We start from the raw sequence: 20,030 nt of genomic DNA, 5'->3' as shown, positions 1-20,030 counted from the left end.
GTGTCCAAAGCGTTGCCTGACGTCGGTCGGTCAGACGGGTACGGCCATCCGGTGGACGGCCATCATGGTGATGTCGTCGTGCTGTTCGGCGGCTCCGCTGTGCTCCCGGAGTGCTGACTCCATCCGCTCCAGCAGTGCCCTTCCTGAGGGTGCGGGCTCGCGGAGCAACGCCAGGACGCGGTCGTCGCCGAAGAACTCGCCCTCCGCGTTACGGGCCTCGGTCACACCGTCGGTATAGACGAAGAGCGTGTCTCCCGGCCTCAGTTGCGCGTATCCCAACGCGAAGGCGCAGTCCGGGATGACGCCGACGGCCGGCCCGGTGGGCTCCAGCGGCGTCGGCTCGCCGCCCTCCCTGGCGACCAGCAGCGGCGGGTTGTGGCCGCCGTTGATGTAGACCAGGCTGCCGGTGGCCGGGTCGAGGACGCTGAAGAACATCGTCGCGAAGTAGCCCTGGCCGCTGTGGTTGCGGGTGAGGTACCCGTTGGTGCCCACCACCGCGTTCATGAGCGGGGTGGCACCGACCACCGGGATCACGTGGGACGGGTCGGCCCCGGTCGACTGATGGGCCGTCATCAGACTCTGCAGCCCGCTGTGTTCGGCCGTGTGGCGCAGCAGGCTGCGGATCAGCGCCATGAACAGAGCGGCCCCTACGCCCTTGTCGCACACGTCGGCCACGACCAGGGCCAACCTGCGCCGGTTGACCATCTCGAACACGTCGTAGAAGTCGCCCGCCACCTTCCGGGCCGGCCGGAAGCGCACATCGAGATCCCAGCCGTCCAGCGTCGGCAGACCTTCGGGCAGGAATCCCTCCTGGATCTCCCGGCCGATCTTCAACTCTCTTTCATAGCTGAGAAGTTCGGCCTGCGCCTGGATCTCCTCCATGGAGTGGCTCAGCTTGGCCCGCTCGTAGCAGCTGCGCAGCCGCGCCCGTACCAGCGGCGGGAGGAACGGTGGGACTAGGTAGTCATGTCCGAGCCTGATGTGCTGCTCGATGTCGTCGAACTCGTTCTGGGCGTAGACCACCACGATCGGGGTCGGGCCGTTCTCGCTGAGCCGTCGGCTGATCTCCCGCAGGCTGCGCGGGGCCATCGCCGCCGGGGCCAGCAGGACTTCCGCCGACGACCGGTCTTCCAGGGCCTCGTCCGGGGTGCGCACCTCGACGGCCACGTCCTCGTGGGCGAGGGCGGTCAGCAGCTCCGGGGGCGGGTTGCGCTCCTGGCTCACCAGGAGGGCTGTGACAGAGGGCATGTCGGGTCCTCATTCGGGTCGGCGTCGGGGTCGGTGGCGACGGATCACGAGGGTGCAGCTGTTGTGACCGTCGGTGTAGCGGTGGCTGAAGTCGTCCAGCGAGGTCAGTGCGAGGTGGATTCCCAGCCCGCCGATCCCCCGCTGTGCCAGCGGTACGTCGGGTTGCGGGGGTCGGCAGCCGGCGCCGGGGTCGAAGGGTGGCGCGTCGTCCTCCAGGCGAATCCAGACGGTGTCCTCGTCCATTCCGCCCGCGAGCCGTAACTCCCCCTCGCCGCCCCGGTATCCGTGCATCACCACATTGGTGGCGAGCTCGTCGGTGGCCAGGCGCAGCCGGTACGCGGCGTCGGTGGAGAGCCCGGCCCGCTCCGCGAGGCTCTGGCAGAAGTGCGCGACGTCCTCCAGGGAGGTCAGCGCGGCAGGGATGCGCAGCGCGTTCATCCGCGTGGCCCCTCCGGTCTCATTCGTCGACGAGCGTGACGCTGCGGTCGAAGCCGGCCTGCCGGATGGTCCGGGCCACGGGCGCGCTCGGGCCGGCCACGGTGATCCGGACCTCGTCGCCCATCTTCTGCCGGGCGAACACCAGGGAGCGCAGGCCGGCGCTGGCCATGTAGGTCAACTCGTGGGCCTGGATGACGACATGGGTGACCCCGGCGGCAGCCGCCTGTTCGATGGTGTCGTGGAAGGCGGGGGCGCTGGCGGCGTCCAGTTCGCCGATGAGGTTGATGGTCGCGGTGTCCGTGGACGTGGTGACCGTGACGGAAAGGGCCATGGCTTGGGTTCTCCAGTTCTTCAAGCGCAGCGTGCAGCGTTCAGCGGGCGAGCAGGATCACGGTCGAGCGCGGCGCGATCCGGTAGTGCCCGGGGTCCGTCAGGGGCGGCTCCGCGCCCGGCTGGTGGATGTCGTACGGGGGCTCGGCGGCGGTGTCCGCGACGAGGTACCAGTCCGTCCCGGACTGCGGCGTCGGCAACTCCAGGTCGTGCGGCTCCCAGTGGGAGTTCATCGCGACGTAGATCTGCTCGTCACCCGTCCGGAGCACGGCCAGCAGTCGACTGTCGGCCGACCAGTCCGGCTCCCAGGCCCGGGTTCCGTGCCAGCTGACGTCGCTGCCGGAGCAGACCCCGGGATGGTCGGCGCCGCGCAGCAGCGGGTGGGCATGCCGGAAGGCGATCAGGGAGCGGACGAAGCGGTACAGCTCCTCGCCCGTCTCGTGCGGGCTCCAGTCCTGCCAGGACAGCTCGTTGTCCTGGCAGTAGGTGTTGTTGTTGCCGGCTTGCGTGCGCGCCAACTCGTCTCCGGCGAGCAGCATCGGCACGCCCTGGCTGGTGAGCAGGATCGCCATGGCGTTCTTCATCTGCCGCATCCGCAGCCGCTGGATCTCCGGGTCCTCGGTGGGACCCTCCGCGCCGCAGTTCCAGCTGTTGTTGTCGTTGGCACCGTCGGCGTTGCCCTCGCCGTTGGCCTCGTTGTGCTTGTCGTTGTACGAGACCAGGTCGTGCAGGGTGAAGCCGTCGTGGGCGGTGACGAAGTTGACCGACGCGGCGGTGCCGCGGCCGGTGTACAGGTCGGGCGAGCCCACCACCCGGGTGGCCAGCTCGCCGGCCGTGCCCGGGTCGCCCTTGAGGAACCGGCGCACGGTGTCCCGGTACTGGCCGTTCCACTCCGCCCAGCGCCCGTAGTCGGGGAAGCTCCCCACCTCGTAGAGGCCGGCCGCGTCCCAGGCCTCCGCGATCAGCTTGCAGTGGCGCAGCACCGGGTCGTGGGCGAGCTGCTCCAGCAGCGGCGGGTTGGCCAGCGGGGTGCCGTCGGGGGCCCGGTCGAGGATGGCCGCCAGGTCGAAGCGGAAGCCGTCGATGTGGTACTCCGACACCCAGTGGCGCAGGCAGTTGAGGATGAAGTCGCGCACCACGGGGTGGTTGCAGTTGACGGTGTTTCCGGTGCCGCTGAAGTTGTAGTAGTCCCCCGCCGGGGTGAGCATGTAGTACGTCGCGTTGTCCAGGCCGCGGAAGGAGATGGTCGGGCCCTGCTCGTTGCCCTCGGCGGTGTGGTTGAAGACCACGTCGAGGACGACCTCGATCCCGGCCGCGTGCAGCTCCTTCACCATGGTCTTGAACTCGTCGGCCTGCATGCCGAACCGCCCGGTCGCCGCGTAGCCGGCCTTGGGTGCGAAGAAGCCGACGGTGTTGTAGCCCCAGTAGTCGAGCAGCGGCTCACCGGTCCCGGGGTCGCTACGCGGGTTGTCGTGCTCGTCGAACTCGAAAACGGGCATCAACTCGACGCAGTTGACCCCGAGTTCCTTGAGGTACGGGATCTTCTCCCGCAGCCCCGCGTAGGTGCCCGGTGCGGACACCTGCGCGGAGGGGTGGCGGGTGAAGCCGCGCACGTGCAGCTCGTAGACCACCAGGTCCTCGGTCGGGATGCGCAGCGGTGCGTCGTCGCCCCAGTCGAAGTCGTCGGGGACCAGCCGGGAGCGGTACGGGCACGGGCGGTCACGGTCCGGCTCGGTGCCCCACACGTCACGCCCGGAGATCATCCGCGCGTACGGGTCGCTGAGCACCCGGGTCGCGTCGAACCGGTCGCCGTGCTCCGGGTCGAAGGGGCCCTCGGCGCGGAAGCCGTACTCCAAGCGCTCGTCGTCCAGGCTCCCTCCGTCGAGGCCGAAGACGGTCATCGCGAAGACGCTGCCGATCCGGAACGCCGCCGGGAACTCCAGCTCGGCCAGCGGCTGTTCGGCGCCCGGCTCGAACAGGACCAGCCACATCCGGGTGGCCTTCTCGGAGTAGACCGAGAAGTTGACCCCGGCCGGCACCGGCGTCGCCCCGAAGGGCAGCGGGCGGCCGGCCCGGACTCCGTAGCCGCCGATGGTGCGGGTCGGGTAGGCGTCGATGCGCTCGGTGACGCTCATTCGCGTACCGCCCCGAGGACGGACGACGCGCTCTCCCGGACGTCGAAGAAGTTCAGGAAGCCGGTGGAGGACATCACGAACCGGACCTCCTCCGACAGCCCGACCAGAATCGTGCTGGTGGCTTCGCGCAGCGCCCGGCGGTGTACCAGGAGCAGCGTGCGCAGGCCCGCGCTGGAGATGTAGGGCACCTGGGTCAGGTCGATGACGGTGGTGCTGCTGCGCCCGATGAGCGGCAGCAGACGCTGCTGGAGCTCGCCGGACGTCACGCTGGTGATCTCCCCGTCGAGCTCCACGACGGTGACGCCGTCCTGCTCGCGGGAGCGGACCTCGACCGTCATGACCGGTCCCTCGCCGGTTCGAGGCGGACCCGCACCTTCACCCGTCCCTGGTGCTGCCCCAGGCGGACGGTGAGCCCTTCGGCGTGGAAGTCCGGGTGCGGCACGCCGTCGACCTCCACCGCCGCGATCCGGACCGCGCCGGCCGGCAGCAGGTCGGGCGAGACGCGCAGCAGTCCGTCCTGGAGCCCGGCCGGGTCCGGCTTGAACCAGAAGTCCATCGGACGGCCGTTGATCAGCAGGTTGTTGTAGACGGCGGCGAGGTAGCACAGCTCGGCGGAGTGGTACATGCTCATCGAGTGGCTGCCCTTGAGCCGCTCGGTGCCGAGCAGGTAGGGCATGCCGCTCGCGAGCACGTTGAAGTAGACGGCGCCCTCGTCGTGGTCAAGGAAAAACGCGTTGTAGAACGCCTCGGCGTGCCGCGCGTCCCGCAGGAACTCCTCCCGGCCGGTGAGCCCGTGCAGGATCAGGTAGGCGAGGATCGCCTGCTCCTGCTGCCACCATGCCTTGCGGTCGTGCCAGCTGAAGCGGTGCGACTCCTCGCCGTCCCGGCGGACCCGCTCGACCACGTCGTACCAGCCGCCGCGCTGCCGGTCGCTGCCGACCTCCGGCATCAGCTCGCCGATGCTCGCCGCCGTCTCCAGGTACTCCGCCTTGGGGCGCAGCGAGTGCATGCGCATCAGGTTCCAGGCGATCTTGAGGTTGTGGCCGACCACCGCGCGGTCCTGCTGCCAGCCGTGGGTGGTGTCGTGCGACCAGTCGCGGTGGAAGCGCTCCTGGACGAAGGGGCTGTTCTTGTGGTCCGGGCTGTGCTTGCCGGGAACGAAGTGCTCCACGATGGTGTCGAAGGTGTACTCCAGCATCTCGGCGTACTTGGCGTCGCCGGTGGCGAGGTAGAGGTTGATCAGGTACGCGGGGGCGTGGTCGCCGACCGAGTTCCAGTTCTTCCGGGCCTTGTTGGGGCCGAGCGAGTCGTGGTCGGCGCGGAACAGGATGGGGTCGATGTGCGAGTAGTAGCCGCCGTGCTCCGGGTCGAGGAAGAACTTCTCGAACAGCCGCAGGGTGGCGTCGGCATCGCTCTTGATCCGCGGGTCACCGGTCACCCGGTAGGTCTGGATCGGGCCGGCGAGCGCGTAGATCTGCTCGTACATCGGGATCGCGTCGTAGTCGTCGGAGAACTCCGAGGTGAAGAGCTTCTTCTCGGTGTCCCCGTCCACGCTCAGCCCGTGGTACCAGTAGACGACGTCCTCCTCGGGGTCCACGACGCGCAGGTGCTCGCGCAGGTACTCGGTGCCGCGCTCGGCGACCTCCAGGTACTCGTCGTTGCCGGTCAGCATGAAGGCCGAGGCCATCCCGTAGACCAGCCGGGAGATGGTGTCGGTCTCCTGGATGTGGCTGGCCGTCTTGTCGCCGCCCAGCCGCAACTGGGTCCGGTACTTGGCGTAGTCCACCGGCCCGTCGCCGAACTGGGCGCGGCGGTAGAAGCCCGCGATGGACTCCAGTTGGCCGATCCACCAGTCGGTCTCCTCGAATCGGTACGCGTCCGGCCGGCGACCGACGAAGATCAGCCGCTTCGCCTCGATCCGGGTCGTGCCGGCCTCGGGGTAGAACACCGCGTAGGCGAAGAGGAACCGGCCGGGCTCCAGCATCGCGTCGAGGTGGCCGCCGGCGTCGGCGTACGGCTCGTCCAGGTTGTGCAGGAGCTCGGCTGTGGGCTCGGCCGCGACGGAGACTTCGAACTCGCGGCCGTCCGCGGTGGTGAGACGGACGAGCCCGGTGTCGCCGTCGTAGGCCGTGACATAGCCGGCGATGGTGTCAGAAAACGTGAAGTTCACCGTGTCAGACATGGATTGATGCCCCTTCACTGAGATCGATGCTTTCCTGGTCCCGGTATCCCTGGCTGACCTCGACGACGACGCCGTCCGGGTCGCGCAGCCAGATCGTCCGCCAGCCGTCCAGGACTTCGTCGAAGTCCAAGGGGCCGAGGGTCACTTCGGCCGCGTCGCCCATCGTGACCAGCAGCAGGTCGACGCTGTCGGTCTGGAAGGCGATGTGCCGCACCCCGCCGGGCGCCGTCGGGCCGTCGGCCTGGCCGCGATCCGCTGACTCGCCTGCGGTGGGGAAGAGTTCGAGGTACGCGTCGCCGTTGCGCAGGAAGACGATCTGCCCGTCACCGGCCGGTACCGTTCGGGCCCGGTGGAAGCCGAACCAGCGGGTGTAGAACTCCTCGGTCGCCTGCTGGTCGCGGCAGTTGAGGCCGACGTGTGACCAACGCGTCATCGCGGCCTCCGCTGGACGAGCTCCTCGATGAGGGCGCGGGCGAACAGGTGGTGGTGCTCCCCGGTGCGTGCGGTGAGCAGGTCGCCGTCGAGGACGACGTCCTGGTCCACGTACTCGGCGCCCATGTTGCGGACGTCGCCGATCAGGTTGTTGTGGCAGACGACCTTGCGGCCATTGACGACCTGGGGGACGGAGGCGGCCAGCCACATGCCGTGGCAGATGATCCCCTTGACCACGCCGGGCTCGGCGAAGGCCCAGCGCAGCAGCCTGGCGGCGGGGGCCAGGCTGTTGACGTCCTCGGTGTAGCGCAGCCGGTCCGCCACCATGCCGGAGGGCACGATGATCGCGGCGTACTCGCGCGGGTCGACGCCCTCGAAACCGCGATCGACGGTGAACGGCGCGCGGAACTCATGACCGGTGAAGGTCATTTCGCGCTGCCCCCAGAGCCGGGTGAGGAAGTCGACCCGCGCGCCCTCCTCCGCGAACCGGTGCCGGTAGTAGAAGATCTCGGGCTCGTAGAAGTCGCTCTCCATCAGCACCGCGATCCGGGCGCCGGAGAGCGGTCCTTCCTTGACCGCGACGTCAGACATGGGTTCCTTCCCTGATCAGGTCGGCCGCCCGCTCGGCGATCATCGCGACGGCGGTGTTGGGATTTCCGGAGGGCACGGCGGGCATCACGCTCGCGTCCACCACACGCAGCCCGCGCACGCCATGGACCCGCAGGCCCGGGTCCACGACCGACAGGTCGTCGGTCCCCATCCGGCAGGACCCGGCATGGTGGTGGTAGCTGTCCGCAGTACGCCGGACGAACGCCCGCAGCTCCTCGTCGGAGGTGACCGCCGGGCCCGGCCAGAGCTCCTGCTTGTGCCAGGGCGAGAAGGCGGAGGTTCCGGTGATCTCCCTGGCCAACTTCACGCCCTGGACCAGCCGTTCCAGGTCGGAACGGTCGCCGAGGTAGTTAGGGTTGACCAGCGGGTGGGCGAGCGCATCCGCCTGGGCGAGCCGGACCCAACCTCGCGAGGCCGGACGCACCACACCGGGCAGGATGCTCACCGTCTCCGGGTGTTCACCGGCCACTTCGGCATCGAACGGGGCGTGGACGAAAGCGAGTTGCAGGTCAGGCGTGGGCAGCCCGGGCGTGGAGGAGAGGAACAGCGCGCTCTCCGAGAGGTTCTGCCGTGCGGCCAGCACAGGGGTGCGCGACTCGGACATCACCGCGGTGAGCACGTGGTTGTGGAAGTTCTCCCCCACCCCCGGCAGTGCCGCGTTGACGGTGATGCCGAACTCCCGCAGGTGGTCGGGGTTTCCGACACCGGAGAGCAGCAGCAGCTTGGGCGACTCGATCGCACCGGCGGCAACGATCACCTCGCCGGTGGCGTACACCTGGTGGATGCCGGCCTGGGGCTGCTCGCCGTGCGTGTCGCGCACCGAACGCCCCTTGAGTCCGGCCGGTTCCGGGCGCTGGAGGTACTCCACCCCGACGCAAGCGCCGCCGATCACGACGAGCCTGAGCGCCTGGGCGTTGCTACGCAGCGTCAGGTTGGGCCGTGCCAGCGCCGGTTCCAGGTACGAGGCGAGGGCTCCCCGGCGGCGGCCTTCCGCCATGTCCAGGCGGTGCCAGCCGACACCGCGCATCGGGCGGGAGTTGAAATCCGCCACCCGAGGGTGACCGAGTTCGACGCAGGCATCGATGAACGCCCGGGAGGCCGGGTTGGGTTCTCCAAGGCCCCCATCACTGGTCGGCCACTCGGCCTCTATGCGCTCGAAGTACTGCCGGACGTCCCTGAACGACCAGCCCGCCGCGCCCTGGTAGGCCCAGTTGTCGAAGTCCAAGGCGTGACCGCGGACATGCATCATCAGGTTGAGGTTGCTACTCCCGCCGGGCGCCTTGCCGCGCGGCTCCCGGGTCACCCGCCCGTTCAGGCCCGGCTGCGGAACGCTCCGGTATCTCCAGTCGATCCGGCTGCCGAGCAGCCGCATCCAGGCGGTGGGGTCGTCCACCTCCTGCGGTATCCGACCGGCGCCTGCCTCCAGGAGCAGGACGCGGACGTCCGGGTCCTCGGTCAGCCGGTGGGCCAGTACGCAGCCGGCGGTGCCGGCGCCGACGATGACGTGGTCGAACTCTTCTCTCATCTCTCTGTCATCAGCTCTCTGTCGTTCAGCTCTGGGAGAGCACCTGGAACGGCTGCGTGTCATGGAAGTTGGCCATGTAGGTGATCCGGCCGTCGCGGATGTGGAAGTAGTTCATGACGTCCGCCTCGATCGGCTTGCCGGAGGAGCTCCGGGCCGAGATGTGGGATACCACCGCCGCCTCCTCTCCGTCGGCGTCGACAAGGAAGTGCCGGGGCAGGTTCTCGAAGGAGGCGTACATCTCCCCCATCCCGGTCATCATCGAGCGGAGCTTCTCGCGTCCCTCGACGCGGCCGGCCAGCTGCTCGTCCATCACCATGTCGTCGGCGAACAGGTCGCACCAGCTGTCCCAGTCTCCGTCGTTCGCGTGAACGTAGTAACTGGCCAGCACCTCACGGGCGTTCATCTGTGCTATCCCACTCCCTCAAGTGCGGCGGAGCCCGGCATCGGCTCCAGCGCGTTGCAGATGTACGTCTTGATCAGCGGGACAGGAGCGTTCCGCCGTGCCACCACGGTCCAGGTCTGGTGGGCGTCGAAACCGAGCCACTCGCTGTTGGCGGCGGGGGCGTTCCACACCTTGGCCTGCCAGTTGACGTGGACTCGGACCGTGGCCTCGGTACCGTCGATCTCGGCCCGGACCTTGACGACCGTGTGTTCCTCGTCGAAGAACCGGTGGATGACGTTCTCGTACCACCCGGCGAAGCCGGTGTGGCCCCGGAAGGTCCCCTCCGGGAACCGCAGTTCGAGGCCGTCGTCGACCAGGAACTGCTTGATCTCGTCCAGGTCGCCGTGGCGGTCGAGTGCGGCGTACCACTGCTCGACGAGCGCCTCGACGGCCTGCTCGGTGAGAGTGCGAGGCGCGGCGGCGGTGACCTCCGGCATGGCGTGAACTCCTTGGTGTGTCGTCAGACTTGGAGGTCGACCAGGAAGGGCCCGGTGGCGGCGAGCATCCGCTCGACGGCGGCCGCCGCGTCCTCCGGCTTCTCCACCCGGATGCCGTCGGCGCCCAGGGCCTTCGCGAGCTCGGCGAAGCGGATGTCCGGGCGGGACAGGTCGAAGCTAGACGGGAACTCGTGCTGCGGGATGTCCCGTTCCTTCCAGTACTGGGTGATGTTGTCGTCCAGCAGCCGGTACTTGCGGTTGTTGCAGACGACGAACTTGGCGGCGACGCCGTACCGGGAGGCGGTCCACAGCGCCTGGTAGGTGTACATCGCGCCGCCGTCGCCGGTGAAGCCGACGACCGTGCGGTCCGGGTGGGCCAGCTTCGCGCCCACCGCGCCCGGGATGCCGACGCCGAGAGAGCCGCCGCGGGTGAGGAAGTAGTCGCCGGGCCGGTCCGGGGGCAGGTACTTCACCACGGTCGGCGAGGAGGTGAGTGCCTCGTCGAAGACCATGACGTCGTGTCCCACCCGCCGGGCGAGCTCCTGGAGGAACCGCTCCAGCGTGGAGTCCCCCGGTACGTCTTCGCGCAGGCTCCGCTCACGTTCCTGACGCCTGGTCAGCAACCGCTGTGCCGCCGCCTCCCGCTCTGCTGGGGTGGACCGACCCTCCAGCTCCGCGGCCAGTGCCGCGAGCGTCGCCTTCGGGTCGGCCACCAGGCCGAGGTCGACCGGGAAGTTCTTGGCGATCTCGTAGGCGTTCAGGTCGATGTGGACGATGCGCGCGTCCGGCCCGAAGGGGTTGGTGAGCAGCGGGAACACCTCGGGGAAGACGTACGTGCCCACAATCAGCACGGTGTCCGCGTCCGCCACCACGGCGGCGCTGCGCTCGCCGAACATGTGGCCGAGCTGCCCCCGGGAGAGCGGGTGCGAGGCCGGCATGTTGACCTCGGAGGAGTCCACGGACCAGACGTCCGCCCCCGTCAGCTCCGCCACCCGGACCAGCTCGGCCTGTGCTCCGGCGAGTGAGACCCCGTCACCCACCAGCATCAGCGGGCGCCGGGCGCCGCCGAGCAGCTCGGCCGCCCGGGTCACCGCCTCCGCCGGCGGGGCGGAGGCGGTGACCGGCAGGGAGGAGGGGATGACTGGCTCGTCGTTGAGCTCGTCGAGGACGTCCATCGGCAGGGCCACGAAGACCGGGCCGCGCGGCTCCGTCATCGCGATCTTCACCGCGCGCCGGATCACCCGCAGCACCGAGCGCGGATCGGTCACCCGGGTCGCGTACTTGGTCACCGGCCGCGCCATCGCGACCAGATCGGACGCCATCTGCGCGTCCATGGCGTCGTAGCGCACCCCGGCGTCGCCGGCGATGACCACCAGCGGCGTGTGCCCGCGCAGCGACTGGTAGAGCATGCCGATCGCATTGCCCAGGCCGACACCGGTGTGCAGTTGCAACAGCGCGGCCCTTCCGGTCGCCCGTGCGTAGCCGTCGGCGATTCCGGCCGCCACCGTCTCCTGGAGAGCCAGTACGTACTGGAATCCTGGAGCATGGTCCGCCGCGTCGAGAAATCCCTGCTCGACGGTTCCGGGATTACCGAACATCACATGGATGCCGTCGGCCTGGAACTGCTCGATGAGTTTGACGTTTCCTGTCCTGCCCGTCACCGAATTACTCCCCGCCATTTCGTTCGATCCGCCGGTTCGTTTGACACGAATTCCCTACCAGCCGTACCTGGTAAGGCCCTCCTCCAGCATTTCGACCAGCTTCCGGCCGGCGAGGAACGAGTCCGGCGTGGAGCGCCCGGTGACGAACGGGAAGTCGACGATCACCGACAGCGGCTTTCCGAAGTTCCCGTGGTAGGCGCCGTCGGGGCCGGTCGCGTCCCGCAGGATGTACTCCAGCGGGTACGGCGGCGGGCCCATCACGAAGTCGGTGCCGAGGAAGCCGGTGCCGTCCTTGTAGTCGTACTCCTTGCAGTGACCGGTGACGTGCTTGCCCCAGATGATGCTGCGACGGTCGTTCCAGTCCCGGGCGAAGGCCAGGCAGGCGACGCCGTAGCACTCCGCGCCGACCGGCTTACCGGCCCGCACGAAGGCCAGGACCAGGTCGTGCACGCGCTCGTTGTTGGCCAGATCGACGATCGGGCCGCTGCCGCCCACGATCAGCAGGGCGTCGTATTCCCGCAGGTCGGCCTCGACCTGCTCCAGCGAGCGGTGGTAATCCTCCAGCTTGGGCAGGTAGTTCGGCGCGCTGGTGTAGGGGCGCTCGGGCAGCCAGGCGTTGAGGTTCAGCGGGTTGTCGAGCCGGTTGCCGCTGTCCACGGCGCGGCCCAGGGCGGCCACCTCGGCGGTGGTCACCGAGCGGCCGAGCGGCGGGTCGACGTACTCCTCGTCGAGGCTCGGCGGCAGCGCCTGGGCGCGCTTTCCGGTGGGCGTCGCGAAGGTGACGCGGTACCCGCGCCGGTCGAACTCGCTGAGCGGTCCGACCAATTCCTCGGCCCAGTATCCGTATTCCGACAGAACGATCAGAATGTGCTTCGGCATTACTTTCTCCTCCTTCACCGGCTGGTGTTCGCCATTGAGACTGCTGCACCCGGAGCAGGCCGTCAATGGTCCTGGAACCAGTTTGTGAGGTCGTCGCGAGTTGGTGACGTCGCATCTGGGCGGCGTCAAGACTCCGTAGTGGCGGCAGAGTTTGTTAGGTCCCCGCATGAGGTGGTCGCACCCCGGATAAGTTTCCGTCGCCAGCTCAAGACAGAAGAAGGCAGGCGATTAAGGAATGACGATCCTCACCCGCACGGAATTCATCGAAGCAGTACACCGGGGCGATACCGGAACGGTTCGGAGACTGCTGGCCATCGGCGCCGACCCGAGCACCCGTGACCAGGACAGCGGGTTGACCGCCCTGATGATCGCGGCGGGCCGTGCGAACGCGCCCCTCGTCCGGCTGCTGCTGGATGCGGGCGCCGACCTCTACACCGCGGACTCGCGCGGCGGCGGCACGGCGCTGCACAAGGCCGTCCAGGGAGGTGACCCGGAGACCGTCCGGCTGCTGCTGGCGGCCGGCGCCTTCGTGGACGCGGTGGCGGCCACCACCGGGCACACGCCGCTGATGGACGCCCTCTGGTACAAGTGGCCGGAGGTGGTCGCGGTCCTGCTGGACCATCAGGCGGGCCTCAACCTCTCGACGCACTACGGCTTCTCGATGCGCGAGCACTTCGAGTACGAGCTCGGCGTCAACACCCGTGGCAAGGACAAGCTGCTGGCGGCCGAGCGCCTGCTGACCGCCCGCACCGAGGCGGACGGCGCGGCGGCCGGGGCGCAGCAGCTGATGGGCGCGGTCGTCGCGGGCGATCTCGCCGCAGTGCGCCGGCTGCTCGCCGCCGGAGCCGAGGTCGACGCCCGGTACCCGGTGGTCAACGGCTTCAACGACGCGCACACCCCGCTCCTGGTGGCCTGCCGGGACGGGCACCAGGAGATCGCCCGCGAGCTGCTCGCCGCCGGTGCCGACGTCAACGCCACCGAGCCCACCTTCGGCGCCGTCCCCCTGCACAAGGCCGTCTACAACGGCCACGCGGGGATCACGGCCCTGCTCGTGGCGGCGCCCGGCACGGACCTGGACTTCCAGGGCATCACCAACGGCTACTCCCCGCTGCACGACGCCCTCTGGCACGGCTACGAGGAGTGCGCCCGCATCCTGATCGACGCCGGCGCCCGGCTGGACCTGGTCGGCCACGACGGCAAGACGCCCGCCGACATCGCCCACGACAGCCTCGGCGCCGGACACCCGCTCACCAAGACCCTCAGCACCCTTTAGGAGAACTCATGCTCGTCTACGTCCAGATGAAGTGGAACCACGAGGGCCGCATCTCCCTCGACGACCTGTGGAAGGTCGAGGCCGAGGAGACCGTCCACGCCAAGGAGACCATCGACAACGGCATGGTCGTCGGCATCTGGAAGGTCGCCGCCCAGAAGCGCGTCATCGCCGTGCTGGACGTCGAGTCGGCCGAGGACCTCGACCGCACGGCGCTGGGCCGGCTGCCCATGCGCGAGTACCTGGAGTTCGAGACGGTCTGGCCACTGCGCGACTATCTCGGCTTCGCGGAGGACGTCAACGTCGGCTACAAGGTCTGACCTTCCCCAACCCCAAGGAGACACGACGTGATCCACCAGATCATCCTGGCCCACCCGAAACCCGGCATGTCGGAGCAGGAGTTCCAGCGCTACTGGGTCGAGGAGCACGCGGTCCGCTACGCGGCCAAGATCCCGCAGATCAAGCGGTACTGCGTCGACACCCGCATCCCCCGGCCCGGCGACGAGAAGGACCCGCTGTGGAGCGGGGTCGCCGAGATCTGGCTCAGCAACGAGCAGGACCAGCTCGCCTCGCTGCAGACGCCGGAGTTCCTGGAGGGCGCCCGCCTCGACGAGCCCCGCTGGGCGGCGTTCTGGCGCACCGTGGTGCTGGACACCGACGCGCACGAGATCGTCCCCGGCGACGGTGAGGCTCCCGCTCCCACGACCAAGGTGATGATCCTGGTCAAGCGCCGCGAGGGCCTGCCGCTGGCGGACTTCCGGGCCGAGAGCCTGACCCGGCACGCTCCGTTCGCCGAGAAGATCCCCGGCCTGCGGCGGTACGTCCAGAACCACACCCGGGACGCCTTCTACGGGGTGGGCGAAGCGGTGCTGGACGCCGCGTACCAGCTCTGGTTCGACGACGCGCAGGCGTACGAGGCCGCCCGGGAGACCCCCGAGTACCGGGCACTGCTCGCGGACCTCGCCGGGTTCACCGAGGCCCGGTACGTCCACACGCTCCTGCTTGAGGAGAACTGGATCTTCGGCCGCGAGGCTGCGACATGACCGGTTCGGGACTCGTTGACCGGCTGGACATCGTCGACGTGTGCACCCGGATGTGCTGGCACACCGACAAGCGCGAGTGGGAGCAGCTGCGTTCGGCCGTGTTCGCGGAGAAGGTGCTGGTCGACTACACCAGCCTGAACGGCGGGGAGCCCGCCGAGCTGGCGGCGGACGACCTGATCGCCGCATGGCGCGGCCTGCTGTCCGAACTCACCGCCACCCAGCACCTGCTGACCAACCACCTGGTGCGGACCGACGGGGACACCGCCGTCGCCACGGCGGACTTCCAGGCCACCCACCTGCTCCCCAACGCCCTCGGCGGTCCGATGTGGACGCTCGGCGGGCACTACCGCTTCACCCTGCGCCGCAGCGCGGCGGAGTGGCGGATCGACGGACTGACGATGACCGCCGTGTGGGCCGAGGGCAACCGGCAGATCTTGGAGCGACCGAGCATGGAGAGGAAGAACGGATGAGCAGCACACGGGAGATCGCCACCGGCTGGTTCGACGCTCTGACGAGCGGCGACTTCGAGCGGGCGATGGGGTACCTGGCCGACGACGTCGAGTGGATCAACTTCACGCCGGTGCCCGGCCACAACGACGCGATGCCGTGGATCGGCACCTGCCACGGCAAGGACCAGGTGCTGGACAGCCTGATGGTCTTCACCGGCGTGGTCGAGGTCGGGCACGAGGAACTGGTCGATCTGGTCGTCGACGGCGAGCAGGCGATGGGCGTGCTCTACGAGAAGTCGACCGTCAAGCGGACGGGCCAGGTCTTCGAGATCGAGTTCATCCAGTGGCTCACGGTGCGCGGCGGGAAGATCGTGCGCTGGAAGTCGTTCACCGACCCGTCCTCGATCCTGCGCGCGATGAAGGGCAAGGCGATATGACCGGCACACCCCGGACCGAGCGCGTCGAGTTCGAGAGCGACGGGGCCGTCCTGGTCGGCACCCTGTACCGGCCCGCGAACCGGGGCCGCGGGCCCGCGGTCGTCGTGACCGGCTCCTGGACGACCGTCAAGGAGCAGATGGCCGCAGCGTACGCACAGCGGATGGCCGAAGCCGGCTTTCTCGCGCTGGCCTTCGACTTCGCCGGCTTCGGCGAGTCCGGCGGCGAGCCGCGCCAGTTGGAGTCCCCGGCCCGCAAGATCCGCGACATCCACAGCGCGGTCACCTTCCTCACCCACCACGCGCAGGTCGACCCGCGCCGCATCGGCGCCCTGGGCGTCTGCGCGAGTAGCGGGTACACCGCCGTGAACACGGCGAACGACCCGCGCGTGCGCAGCCTGGCACTGATCGCGCCGTGGCTGCACGACGCCGAACTGGTGCGGGACATCTACGGGGGCGCCGAGGGCGTCCGGCAGCGGACGGAGGCCGGCCTCGACGCCCGCACGCGGTACGAGCAGGGGGAGCCCGTGGACTACGTACCGGCCGTGAGCACCACCGACCCGGAAGCTGCCATGTTCGGGCCCTTCGACTACTACCTGGACGCGGAGCGGGGTGCCGTCCCCACGTGGGACAACCGGTTCGCGGTGATGTCCTGGCCGCAGTGGCTGACCTTCGATCCGCACCCGGTGGCCGCCAGGATCAAGGCGCCCGCGCTGCTCGTGCACAGTCACGACGCGGCCATCCCCCAGGGGGCCGAGAAGTTCCACGCCAACCTCGCCGGCCCCAAGGACATCGTCTGGACCGGCGGCACCCAGTTCGACTTCTATGACCACGAGTCCACGGTCGACCAGGCCGCCGGCCTCGCGGCCCGGCACTTCGCCGAGACCCTGGCCTGAAGACCGGCCACCATCGGTCGCATCGGGGCGCAGGGACGGGCTCTGTGCCCGTCCCTGCGCCCCGGGCCCGGAAGGAATCCCATGCCCACCTGCTCACACCTCGACCGGATCACCACCGAGGCTCCCGACCCCGCCCAGCCGACCGGCTGCCAGGAGTGCCTGGAGTCCGGCGCGATCTGGGTCCACCTGCGCAGATGCCTCACCTGCGGCCACCTGGGCTGCTGCGACTCCTCCACGAACAAGCACGCATCCCGCCACTACGAGGCGACCGGCCACCCGCTGATCGCTTCGCACCAGCCCGGTGAGAACTGGGGCTGGTGCTACCCCGAGCGGCTCTTCCTGGAGTTCGCCCGGTGAACGGGACGGACCTCGACCCGGCCCGCAAGCCGGTGATCCTCGCGGTGGACGACGACCCCCAGGTGCTCCGCGCGGTCCGCCGCGACCTGCGGTCCGTCTACGCCGACCGCTACCGCGTCCTGGGCGCCTCCTCGGCAGCGGAGGCGCTGACCGTCCTGGACACCCTGGACGAGCGGGGCCACGATCCGGCACTGTTCCTGGTCGACCAGCGGATGCCCGACATGACCGGGGTCGAGTTCCTGACGGAGGCGGTGAGCCGCTTCCCCGACGCCAGGCGGGTGCTGCTCACCGCGTACGCGGAGACGGACGCCGCGATCACCGCGATCAACAAGGTGCGGCTCGACTACTACCTGATGAAGCCCTGGGACCCGCCCGCCGAGCGGCTCTTCCCCGTGCTCGACGACCTGCTCTCGGACTGGCTCGCCGCCTACCGCCCCACCTACCAGGGCGTCCGCGTCATCGGTCACCTGGTGTCGGCCCGGACGCACGAGGTGCGCGACTTCCTCACCCGGAACGGGAAGCCGTTCCGGTTCCTGAACGTGGAGACCGATCCGGACGCCCAGCGGCTGCTGGCACAGCATCCGGGGGCGGAGCTGCCGCTCGTGGTCTTCCCCGACGGGGCCGTGACTGCGGCCCCCGACGGCACCGAGCTGGCCGGCCGGCTCGGGCTCTCCACCACCGCCTCCCGGCCGCACTACGACACGGTCATCATCGGCGCCGGCCCGGCCGGCCTCGCGGCGGGCGTGTACGCGGCCTCCGAGGGACTCTCCACCCTGCTGCTGGACGCCAACTCCCCCGGCGGGCAGGCGGGCACCTCCAGCCTGATCGAGAACTACCTCGGTTTCCCCGCCGGTCTCTCGGGCGGCGACCTCGCCCGGCGCGCCGTCAGCCAGGCGGGCCGGTTCGGCGCGGAACTGCTCTACCCCGTGGACGTCGTAGGGCTGCGCCGGGCCGACCCCGCCAGGATTCTCACCCTGGCGGACGGCTCCGAGATCAGCGCCGGGACGGTCCTGCTCACCATGGGCGTGTCGTACAACCGGCTGGACGTCCCGGGCGCCGAACGGTTCGAGGGCGAAGGCCTGTACTACGGCGCCGCGACGACCGAGAGCAGCTCCTGCATCTCGCACCACGTCCACATCATCGGCGGCGCCAACTCGGCCGGACAGGCCGCCGTCCACTTCGCCAAGTACGCGGCGAAGGTCACCATGCTGGTGCGCGGCGACTCGCTGGAGGCCGGGATGTCCCAGTACCTCGTCGACGAGATCCACCGGACACCGAACATCGAGGTACGCCTCAGCACCCGGGTCCTGGCGCTGGGCGGCGACCAGCATCTGGAGCGCATCACGCTCATGAACGACGCCACCGGAGCCGAGACCACGGAGGAGGCGAAGTTCGTCTTCACCTTCATCGGCGCGCGGCCCCGCACCGGCTGGCTGGGCGGTCTCGTGGACTGCGACGACCACGGATTCGTCCTGACCGGCTCCGATCTGCTGCGTTCCGGCAAGCCGCCCGCCTCCTGGGCCCCGGAGCGCGCCCCCTACCTGTTGGAGAGCAGCGTGCCCGGCGTGTTCGCGGCCGGTGACGTCCGGGCGCACTCCATCAAGCGGGTGGCCTCGGGCGTGGGCGAGGGCGCCATGGCCGTAGCGCTCATCCACCGCTACCGGGCCGCCGTCTGACGCCCTGCGGACCCGTCGGCGACACCCAGCAGGCAGTCGACCGGCGGACGCCCTGACGGTTCCTTGACGCACGGGACCGTGCCGGAGGCAAGTTCGGCTACCCTCGTGGGCAGGTGAGCCGGGAAGTCTGGTCGGCAGATGGCCAGAGCTCCAACTTCCCCGAGGAGGCGCCCGGTGCGCACCGGTCCCTGCCCAACCCGTCCCTGCGGTCCGTCGGGACGGCGGCGATGATGCGCGGCGGGGCACTTCTGGAGGCCGACTGGCGGCGCGAGACGCTGCGCACCAACCTGTGGCTGGTCCCGGCCGTCGAGGCACTGGGGGCTCTCGGGCTGTTCGCGCTGACCCTCCTGCTGGACCGGGCTGCCTACAACGGGCAGTTCACCCTGCCGACCTGGGTGCTGAGCGGGACCGCCGACGCGGCGCGGCAGATCCTGACCACCGTCGCCGCCGCGATCATCACCGTGGTCGGCCTGGTCTTCTCGATCACCATCGTCGCGCTGACGCTGGCCTCGACCCAGTTCGGTCCCCGGATGCTGCGCAACTTCATCCGCGACCGGGGCACCCAGCTGACCCTGGGCACCTTCGTGGCCACCTTCTTCTACACCGTCCTGGTGCTGGTGGCGATCAGTCCGGGACCGCACGGCGACTTCGTCCCGCACCTCTCGATCACCGTGTCGCTCGGCCTCACCCTGGTCGATCTCGCGATGCTGATCTACTTCATCAACCACATCGCCACGATGATCCAGCTGCCCCAGGTCATCGCCGGCATCGCCGGCGACCTCGCCGGTGCCATCGAGGCCCAGGGCGGCGCCGACACCGAGGCAGGCGCAGGCAGCGGGCCCACCCGGGACGAGTTGCTCGGGTGGATCGCCGGGTCGGGGGCCGTCGTCCCGACCCCGGCCAGTGGTTATCTCCAGTACATCCGGCACGAGCGGCTGGTCCGGATCGCCGCCGAGTCCGACGCCGTCCTCCATCTCCCCTACCGGCCGGGCCACTTCCTGGTGCAGGGGCAGCCGCTGGCGGTGGTCTGGCCGCCGGAGGCCGCGACGCACGTGGCGCAGCACCTCGCCCGGGGCCAGGTCACCGGGCCGTACCGGACGCTGACCCAGGACGTCTCCTTCGGCGTCGACCAGCTGGTCGAGATCGCCATCCGGGCCCTCTCCCCCGCCGTCAACGACACCTTCACCGCGATGACCTGCATCGACTGGCTGGGCGACTGCCTCTGCCGGATCACCACCGGCTGGCACCCCCAGCACGTCCACCGGGACCCGCACGGCCGCATCCGGGTGATCGCCTACCAGGCCGACTACGACCGGCTGGTCCAGCGCGCCTTCGAGAAGATCCGCCAGTGCGCCCTGGGCATGCCCGCCGTGATGATCCGCCAACTGGACGCCCTCTGCAAGATCCTCGAACAGACCTCGATGCCCGACCGCCGCCAGGTCCTGCTGGACCAGGCCGAGATGATCCAGCGCTCCTGCGACGCCTCCGTACCCGAGGAAGCCGACCGCCGGGACGTGCTGCGGCGCTACCACGCGTTGCTCACCCTGGACCAGGAACGTCCCGCGCCCGAGGAGTGACCCTCAGGCG

At 69.6% G+C, this 20,030-nt stretch carries 22 protein-coding genes; 9 read left to right on the top strand and 13 right to left on the bottom strand.

Annotated features, from left to right (window positions below):
• Positions 1-30: 30 nt before the first annotated feature.
• Genes P3T29_RS01905 through P3T29_RS01845 form a run of 13 tightly spaced genes read right to left on the bottom strand, consistent with a single transcriptional unit; the run spans position 31 to position 12,318 of the window.
• Entirely contained in the window at positions 31-1,248 is a 1,218-nt protein-coding gene (locus P3T29_RS01905) for a PP2C family protein-serine/threonine phosphatase (protein ID WP_280714426.1), read from the bottom strand.
• 9 nt (positions 1,249-1,257) lie between these two features.
• Positions 1,258-1,686, bottom strand: coding sequence for an ATP-binding protein (locus tag P3T29_RS01900; protein ID WP_280714425.1), 429 nt, complete (start codon positions 1,684-1,686; stop codon positions 1,258-1,260).
• Between the two features lie 19 nt (positions 1,687-1,705).
• Entirely contained in the window at positions 1,706-2,017 is a 312-nt protein-coding gene (locus P3T29_RS01895) for an STAS domain-containing protein (protein ID WP_280714423.1), read from the bottom strand.
• 40 nt (positions 2,018-2,057) lie between these two features.
• Positions 2,058-4,151 (bottom strand): glycogen debranching protein GlgX, encoded by a 2,094-nt coding sequence (gene glgX, locus P3T29_RS01890; protein WP_280714422.1) that lies wholly within the window; start codon positions 4,149-4,151, stop codon positions 2,058-2,060.
• A complete protein-coding gene (locus P3T29_RS01885) occupies positions 4,148-4,489 on the bottom strand; it encodes an STAS domain-containing protein (RefSeq protein ID WP_280714421.1) in 342 nt (113 codons plus the stop codon). The genes glgX and P3T29_RS01885 overlap by 4 nt, the downstream gene beginning before the upstream one ends.
• Positions 4,486-6,333, bottom strand: coding sequence for an AGE family epimerase/isomerase (locus tag P3T29_RS01880; protein ID WP_280714420.1), 1,848 nt, complete (start codon positions 6,331-6,333; stop codon positions 4,486-4,488). The genes P3T29_RS01885 and P3T29_RS01880 overlap by 4 nt, the downstream gene beginning before the upstream one ends.
• Entirely contained in the window at positions 6,326-6,766 is a 441-nt protein-coding gene (locus P3T29_RS01875) for a VOC family protein (protein ID WP_280714419.1), read from the bottom strand. The genes P3T29_RS01880 and P3T29_RS01875 overlap by 8 nt, the downstream gene beginning before the upstream one ends.
• Positions 6,763-7,356 carry a DJ-1/PfpI family protein gene (locus tag P3T29_RS01870; RefSeq protein ID WP_280714418.1) on the bottom strand — a complete coding sequence of 198 codons (594 nt, stop codon included), beginning with the start codon at positions 7,354-7,356 and terminating at the stop codon, positions 6,763-6,765. Before P3T29_RS01870 ends, P3T29_RS01875 begins: the two co-directional genes overlap by 4 nt.
• Positions 7,349-8,899, bottom strand: coding sequence for a GMC oxidoreductase (locus P3T29_RS01865; protein WP_280714417.1), 1,551 nt, complete (start codon positions 8,897-8,899; stop codon positions 7,349-7,351). Before P3T29_RS01865 ends, P3T29_RS01870 begins: the two co-directional genes overlap by 8 nt.
• A 25-nt stretch (positions 8,900-8,924) precedes the next feature.
• Positions 8,925-9,302: a nuclear transport factor 2 family protein gene (locus P3T29_RS01860; RefSeq protein WP_280714416.1), complete on the bottom strand. Its 378-nt coding sequence runs from the start codon at positions 9,300-9,302 to the stop codon at positions 8,925-8,927.
• Between the two features lie 5 nt (positions 9,303-9,307).
• Positions 9,308-9,778 carry a nuclear transport factor 2 family protein gene (locus P3T29_RS01855; RefSeq protein WP_280714415.1) on the bottom strand — a complete coding sequence of 157 codons (471 nt, stop codon included), beginning with the start codon at positions 9,776-9,778 and terminating at the stop codon, positions 9,308-9,310.
• Positions 9,779-9,801: 23 nt separating this feature from the next.
• A complete protein-coding gene (locus P3T29_RS01850) occupies positions 9,802-11,439 on the bottom strand; it encodes a thiamine pyrophosphate-binding protein (RefSeq protein ID WP_280714414.1) in 1,638 nt (545 codons plus the stop codon).
• A 54-nt stretch (positions 11,440-11,493) separates the two neighbouring features.
• A complete protein-coding gene (locus tag P3T29_RS01845; RefSeq protein WP_280714413.1) occupies positions 11,494-12,318 on the bottom strand; it encodes a type 1 glutamine amidotransferase domain-containing protein in 825 nt (274 codons plus the stop codon).
• A 235-nt stretch (positions 12,319-12,553) separates the two neighbouring features.
• Here P3T29_RS01845 and P3T29_RS01840 point away from each other — a divergent pair, with 235 nt between their 5' ends.
• From P3T29_RS01840 to P3T29_RS01800, 9 genes are all read left to right on the top strand, one after another.
• Positions 12,554-13,591 (top strand): ankyrin repeat domain-containing protein, encoded by a 1,038-nt coding sequence (locus P3T29_RS01840; RefSeq protein WP_280714412.1) that lies wholly within the window; start codon positions 12,554-12,556, stop codon positions 13,589-13,591.
• Positions 13,592-13,599: 8 nt separating this feature from the next.
• Positions 13,600-13,908 carry a muconolactone Delta-isomerase family protein gene (locus P3T29_RS01835; protein WP_280714410.1) on the top strand — a complete coding sequence of 103 codons (309 nt, stop codon included), beginning with the start codon at positions 13,600-13,602 and terminating at the stop codon, positions 13,906-13,908.
• A 27-nt stretch (positions 13,909-13,935) separates the two neighbouring features.
• Positions 13,936-14,631, top strand: a complete 696-nt coding sequence (locus P3T29_RS01830; protein WP_280714409.1) for an EthD family reductase — start codon at positions 13,936-13,938, stop codon at positions 14,629-14,631.
• Positions 14,628-15,101 (top strand): nuclear transport factor 2 family protein, encoded by a 474-nt coding sequence (locus P3T29_RS01825; protein WP_280714408.1) that lies wholly within the window; start codon positions 14,628-14,630, stop codon positions 15,099-15,101. The genes P3T29_RS01830 and P3T29_RS01825 overlap by 4 nt, the downstream gene beginning before the upstream one ends.
• Complete coding sequence (locus tag P3T29_RS01820; protein ID WP_280714407.1) at positions 15,098-15,517, top strand: nuclear transport factor 2 family protein; 420 nt, start codon at positions 15,098-15,100, stop codon at positions 15,515-15,517. The genes P3T29_RS01825 and P3T29_RS01820 overlap by 4 nt, the downstream gene beginning before the upstream one ends.
• A complete protein-coding gene (locus tag P3T29_RS01815; RefSeq protein ID WP_280714406.1) occupies positions 15,514-16,410 on the top strand; it encodes a CocE/NonD family hydrolase in 897 nt (298 codons plus the stop codon). The genes P3T29_RS01820 and P3T29_RS01815 overlap by 4 nt, the downstream gene beginning before the upstream one ends.
• An 81-nt stretch (positions 16,411-16,491) precedes the next feature.
• A complete protein-coding gene (locus P3T29_RS01810) occupies positions 16,492-16,767 on the top strand; it encodes a UBP-type zinc finger domain-containing protein (RefSeq protein ID WP_280714405.1) in 276 nt (91 codons plus the stop codon).
• Entirely contained in the window at positions 16,764-18,443 is a 1,680-nt protein-coding gene (locus P3T29_RS01805; RefSeq protein ID WP_280714404.1) for an FAD-dependent oxidoreductase, read from the top strand. Before P3T29_RS01810 ends, P3T29_RS01805 begins: the two co-directional genes overlap by 4 nt.
• Before the next feature lie 113 nt (positions 18,444-18,556).
• Positions 18,557-20,020: a DUF2254 domain-containing protein gene (locus P3T29_RS01800; RefSeq protein WP_280714403.1), complete on the top strand. Its 1,464-nt coding sequence runs from the start codon at positions 18,557-18,559 to the stop codon at positions 20,018-20,020.
• Positions 20,021-20,030: the final 10 nt, after the last annotated feature.

Origin of the sequence: Kitasatospora sp. MAP5-34 (assembly GCF_029894335.1) — a bacterium.
In the GTDB taxonomy this organism is placed as follows: domain Bacteria; phylum Actinomycetota; class Actinomycetes; order Streptomycetales; family Streptomycetaceae; genus Kitasatospora.
This window is presented reverse-complemented; position numbering and strand designations above follow the sequence as displayed.

Coding starts and splice junctions, on each gene's coding strand:
- P3T29_RS01870 (WP_280714418.1), bottom strand. CDS start 7,356: ATGTCTGACGTCGCGGTCAAGGAAGGACCGCTCTCCGGCGCCCGGATC.
- P3T29_RS01900 (WP_280714425.1), bottom strand. CDS start 1,686: ATGAACGCGCTGCGCATCCCTGCCGCGCTGACCTCCCTGGAGGACGTC.
- P3T29_RS01855 (WP_280714415.1), bottom strand. CDS start 9,778: ATGCCGGAGGTCACCGCCGCCGCGCCTCGCACTCTCACCGAGCAGGCC.
- P3T29_RS01810 (WP_280714405.1), top strand. CDS start 16,492: ATGCCCACCTGCTCACACCTCGACCGGATCACCACCGAGGCTCCCGAC.
- glgX (WP_280714422.1), bottom strand. CDS start 4,151: ATGAGCGTCACCGAGCGCATCGACGCCTACCCGACCCGCACCATCGGC.
- P3T29_RS01845 (WP_280714413.1), bottom strand. CDS start 12,318: ATGCCGAAGCACATTCTGATCGTTCTGTCGGAATACGGATACTGGGCC.
- P3T29_RS01860 (WP_280714416.1), bottom strand. CDS start 9,302: ATGAACGCCCGTGAGGTGCTGGCCAGTTACTACGTTCACGCGAACGAC.
- P3T29_RS01815 (WP_280714406.1), top strand. CDS start 15,514: ATGACCGGCACACCCCGGACCGAGCGCGTCGAGTTCGAGAGCGACGGG.
- P3T29_RS01880 (WP_280714420.1), bottom strand. CDS start 6,333: ATGTCTGACACGGTGAACTTCACGTTTTCTGACACCATCGCCGGCTAT.
- P3T29_RS01875 (WP_280714419.1), bottom strand. CDS start 6,766: ATGACGCGTTGGTCACACGTCGGCCTCAACTGCCGCGACCAGCAGGCG.
- P3T29_RS01840 (WP_280714412.1), top strand. CDS start 12,554: ATGACGATCCTCACCCGCACGGAATTCATCGAAGCAGTACACCGGGGC.
- P3T29_RS01820 (WP_280714407.1), top strand. CDS start 15,098: ATGAGCAGCACACGGGAGATCGCCACCGGCTGGTTCGACGCTCTGACG.
- P3T29_RS01885 (WP_280714421.1), bottom strand. CDS start 4,489: ATGACGGTCGAGGTCCGCTCCCGCGAGCAGGACGGCGTCACCGTCGTG.
- P3T29_RS01895 (WP_280714423.1), bottom strand. CDS start 2,017: ATGGCCCTTTCCGTCACGGTCACCACGTCCACGGACACCGCGACCATC.
- P3T29_RS01865 (WP_280714417.1), bottom strand. CDS start 8,899: ATGAGAGAAGAGTTCGACCACGTCATCGTCGGCGCCGGCACCGCCGGC.
- P3T29_RS01905 (WP_280714426.1), bottom strand. CDS start 1,248: ATGCCCTCTGTCACAGCCCTCCTGGTGAGCCAGGAGCGCAACCCGCCC.
- P3T29_RS01835 (WP_280714410.1), top strand. CDS start 13,600: ATGCTCGTCTACGTCCAGATGAAGTGGAACCACGAGGGCCGCATCTCC.
- P3T29_RS01825 (WP_280714408.1), top strand. CDS start 14,628: ATGACCGGTTCGGGACTCGTTGACCGGCTGGACATCGTCGACGTGTGC.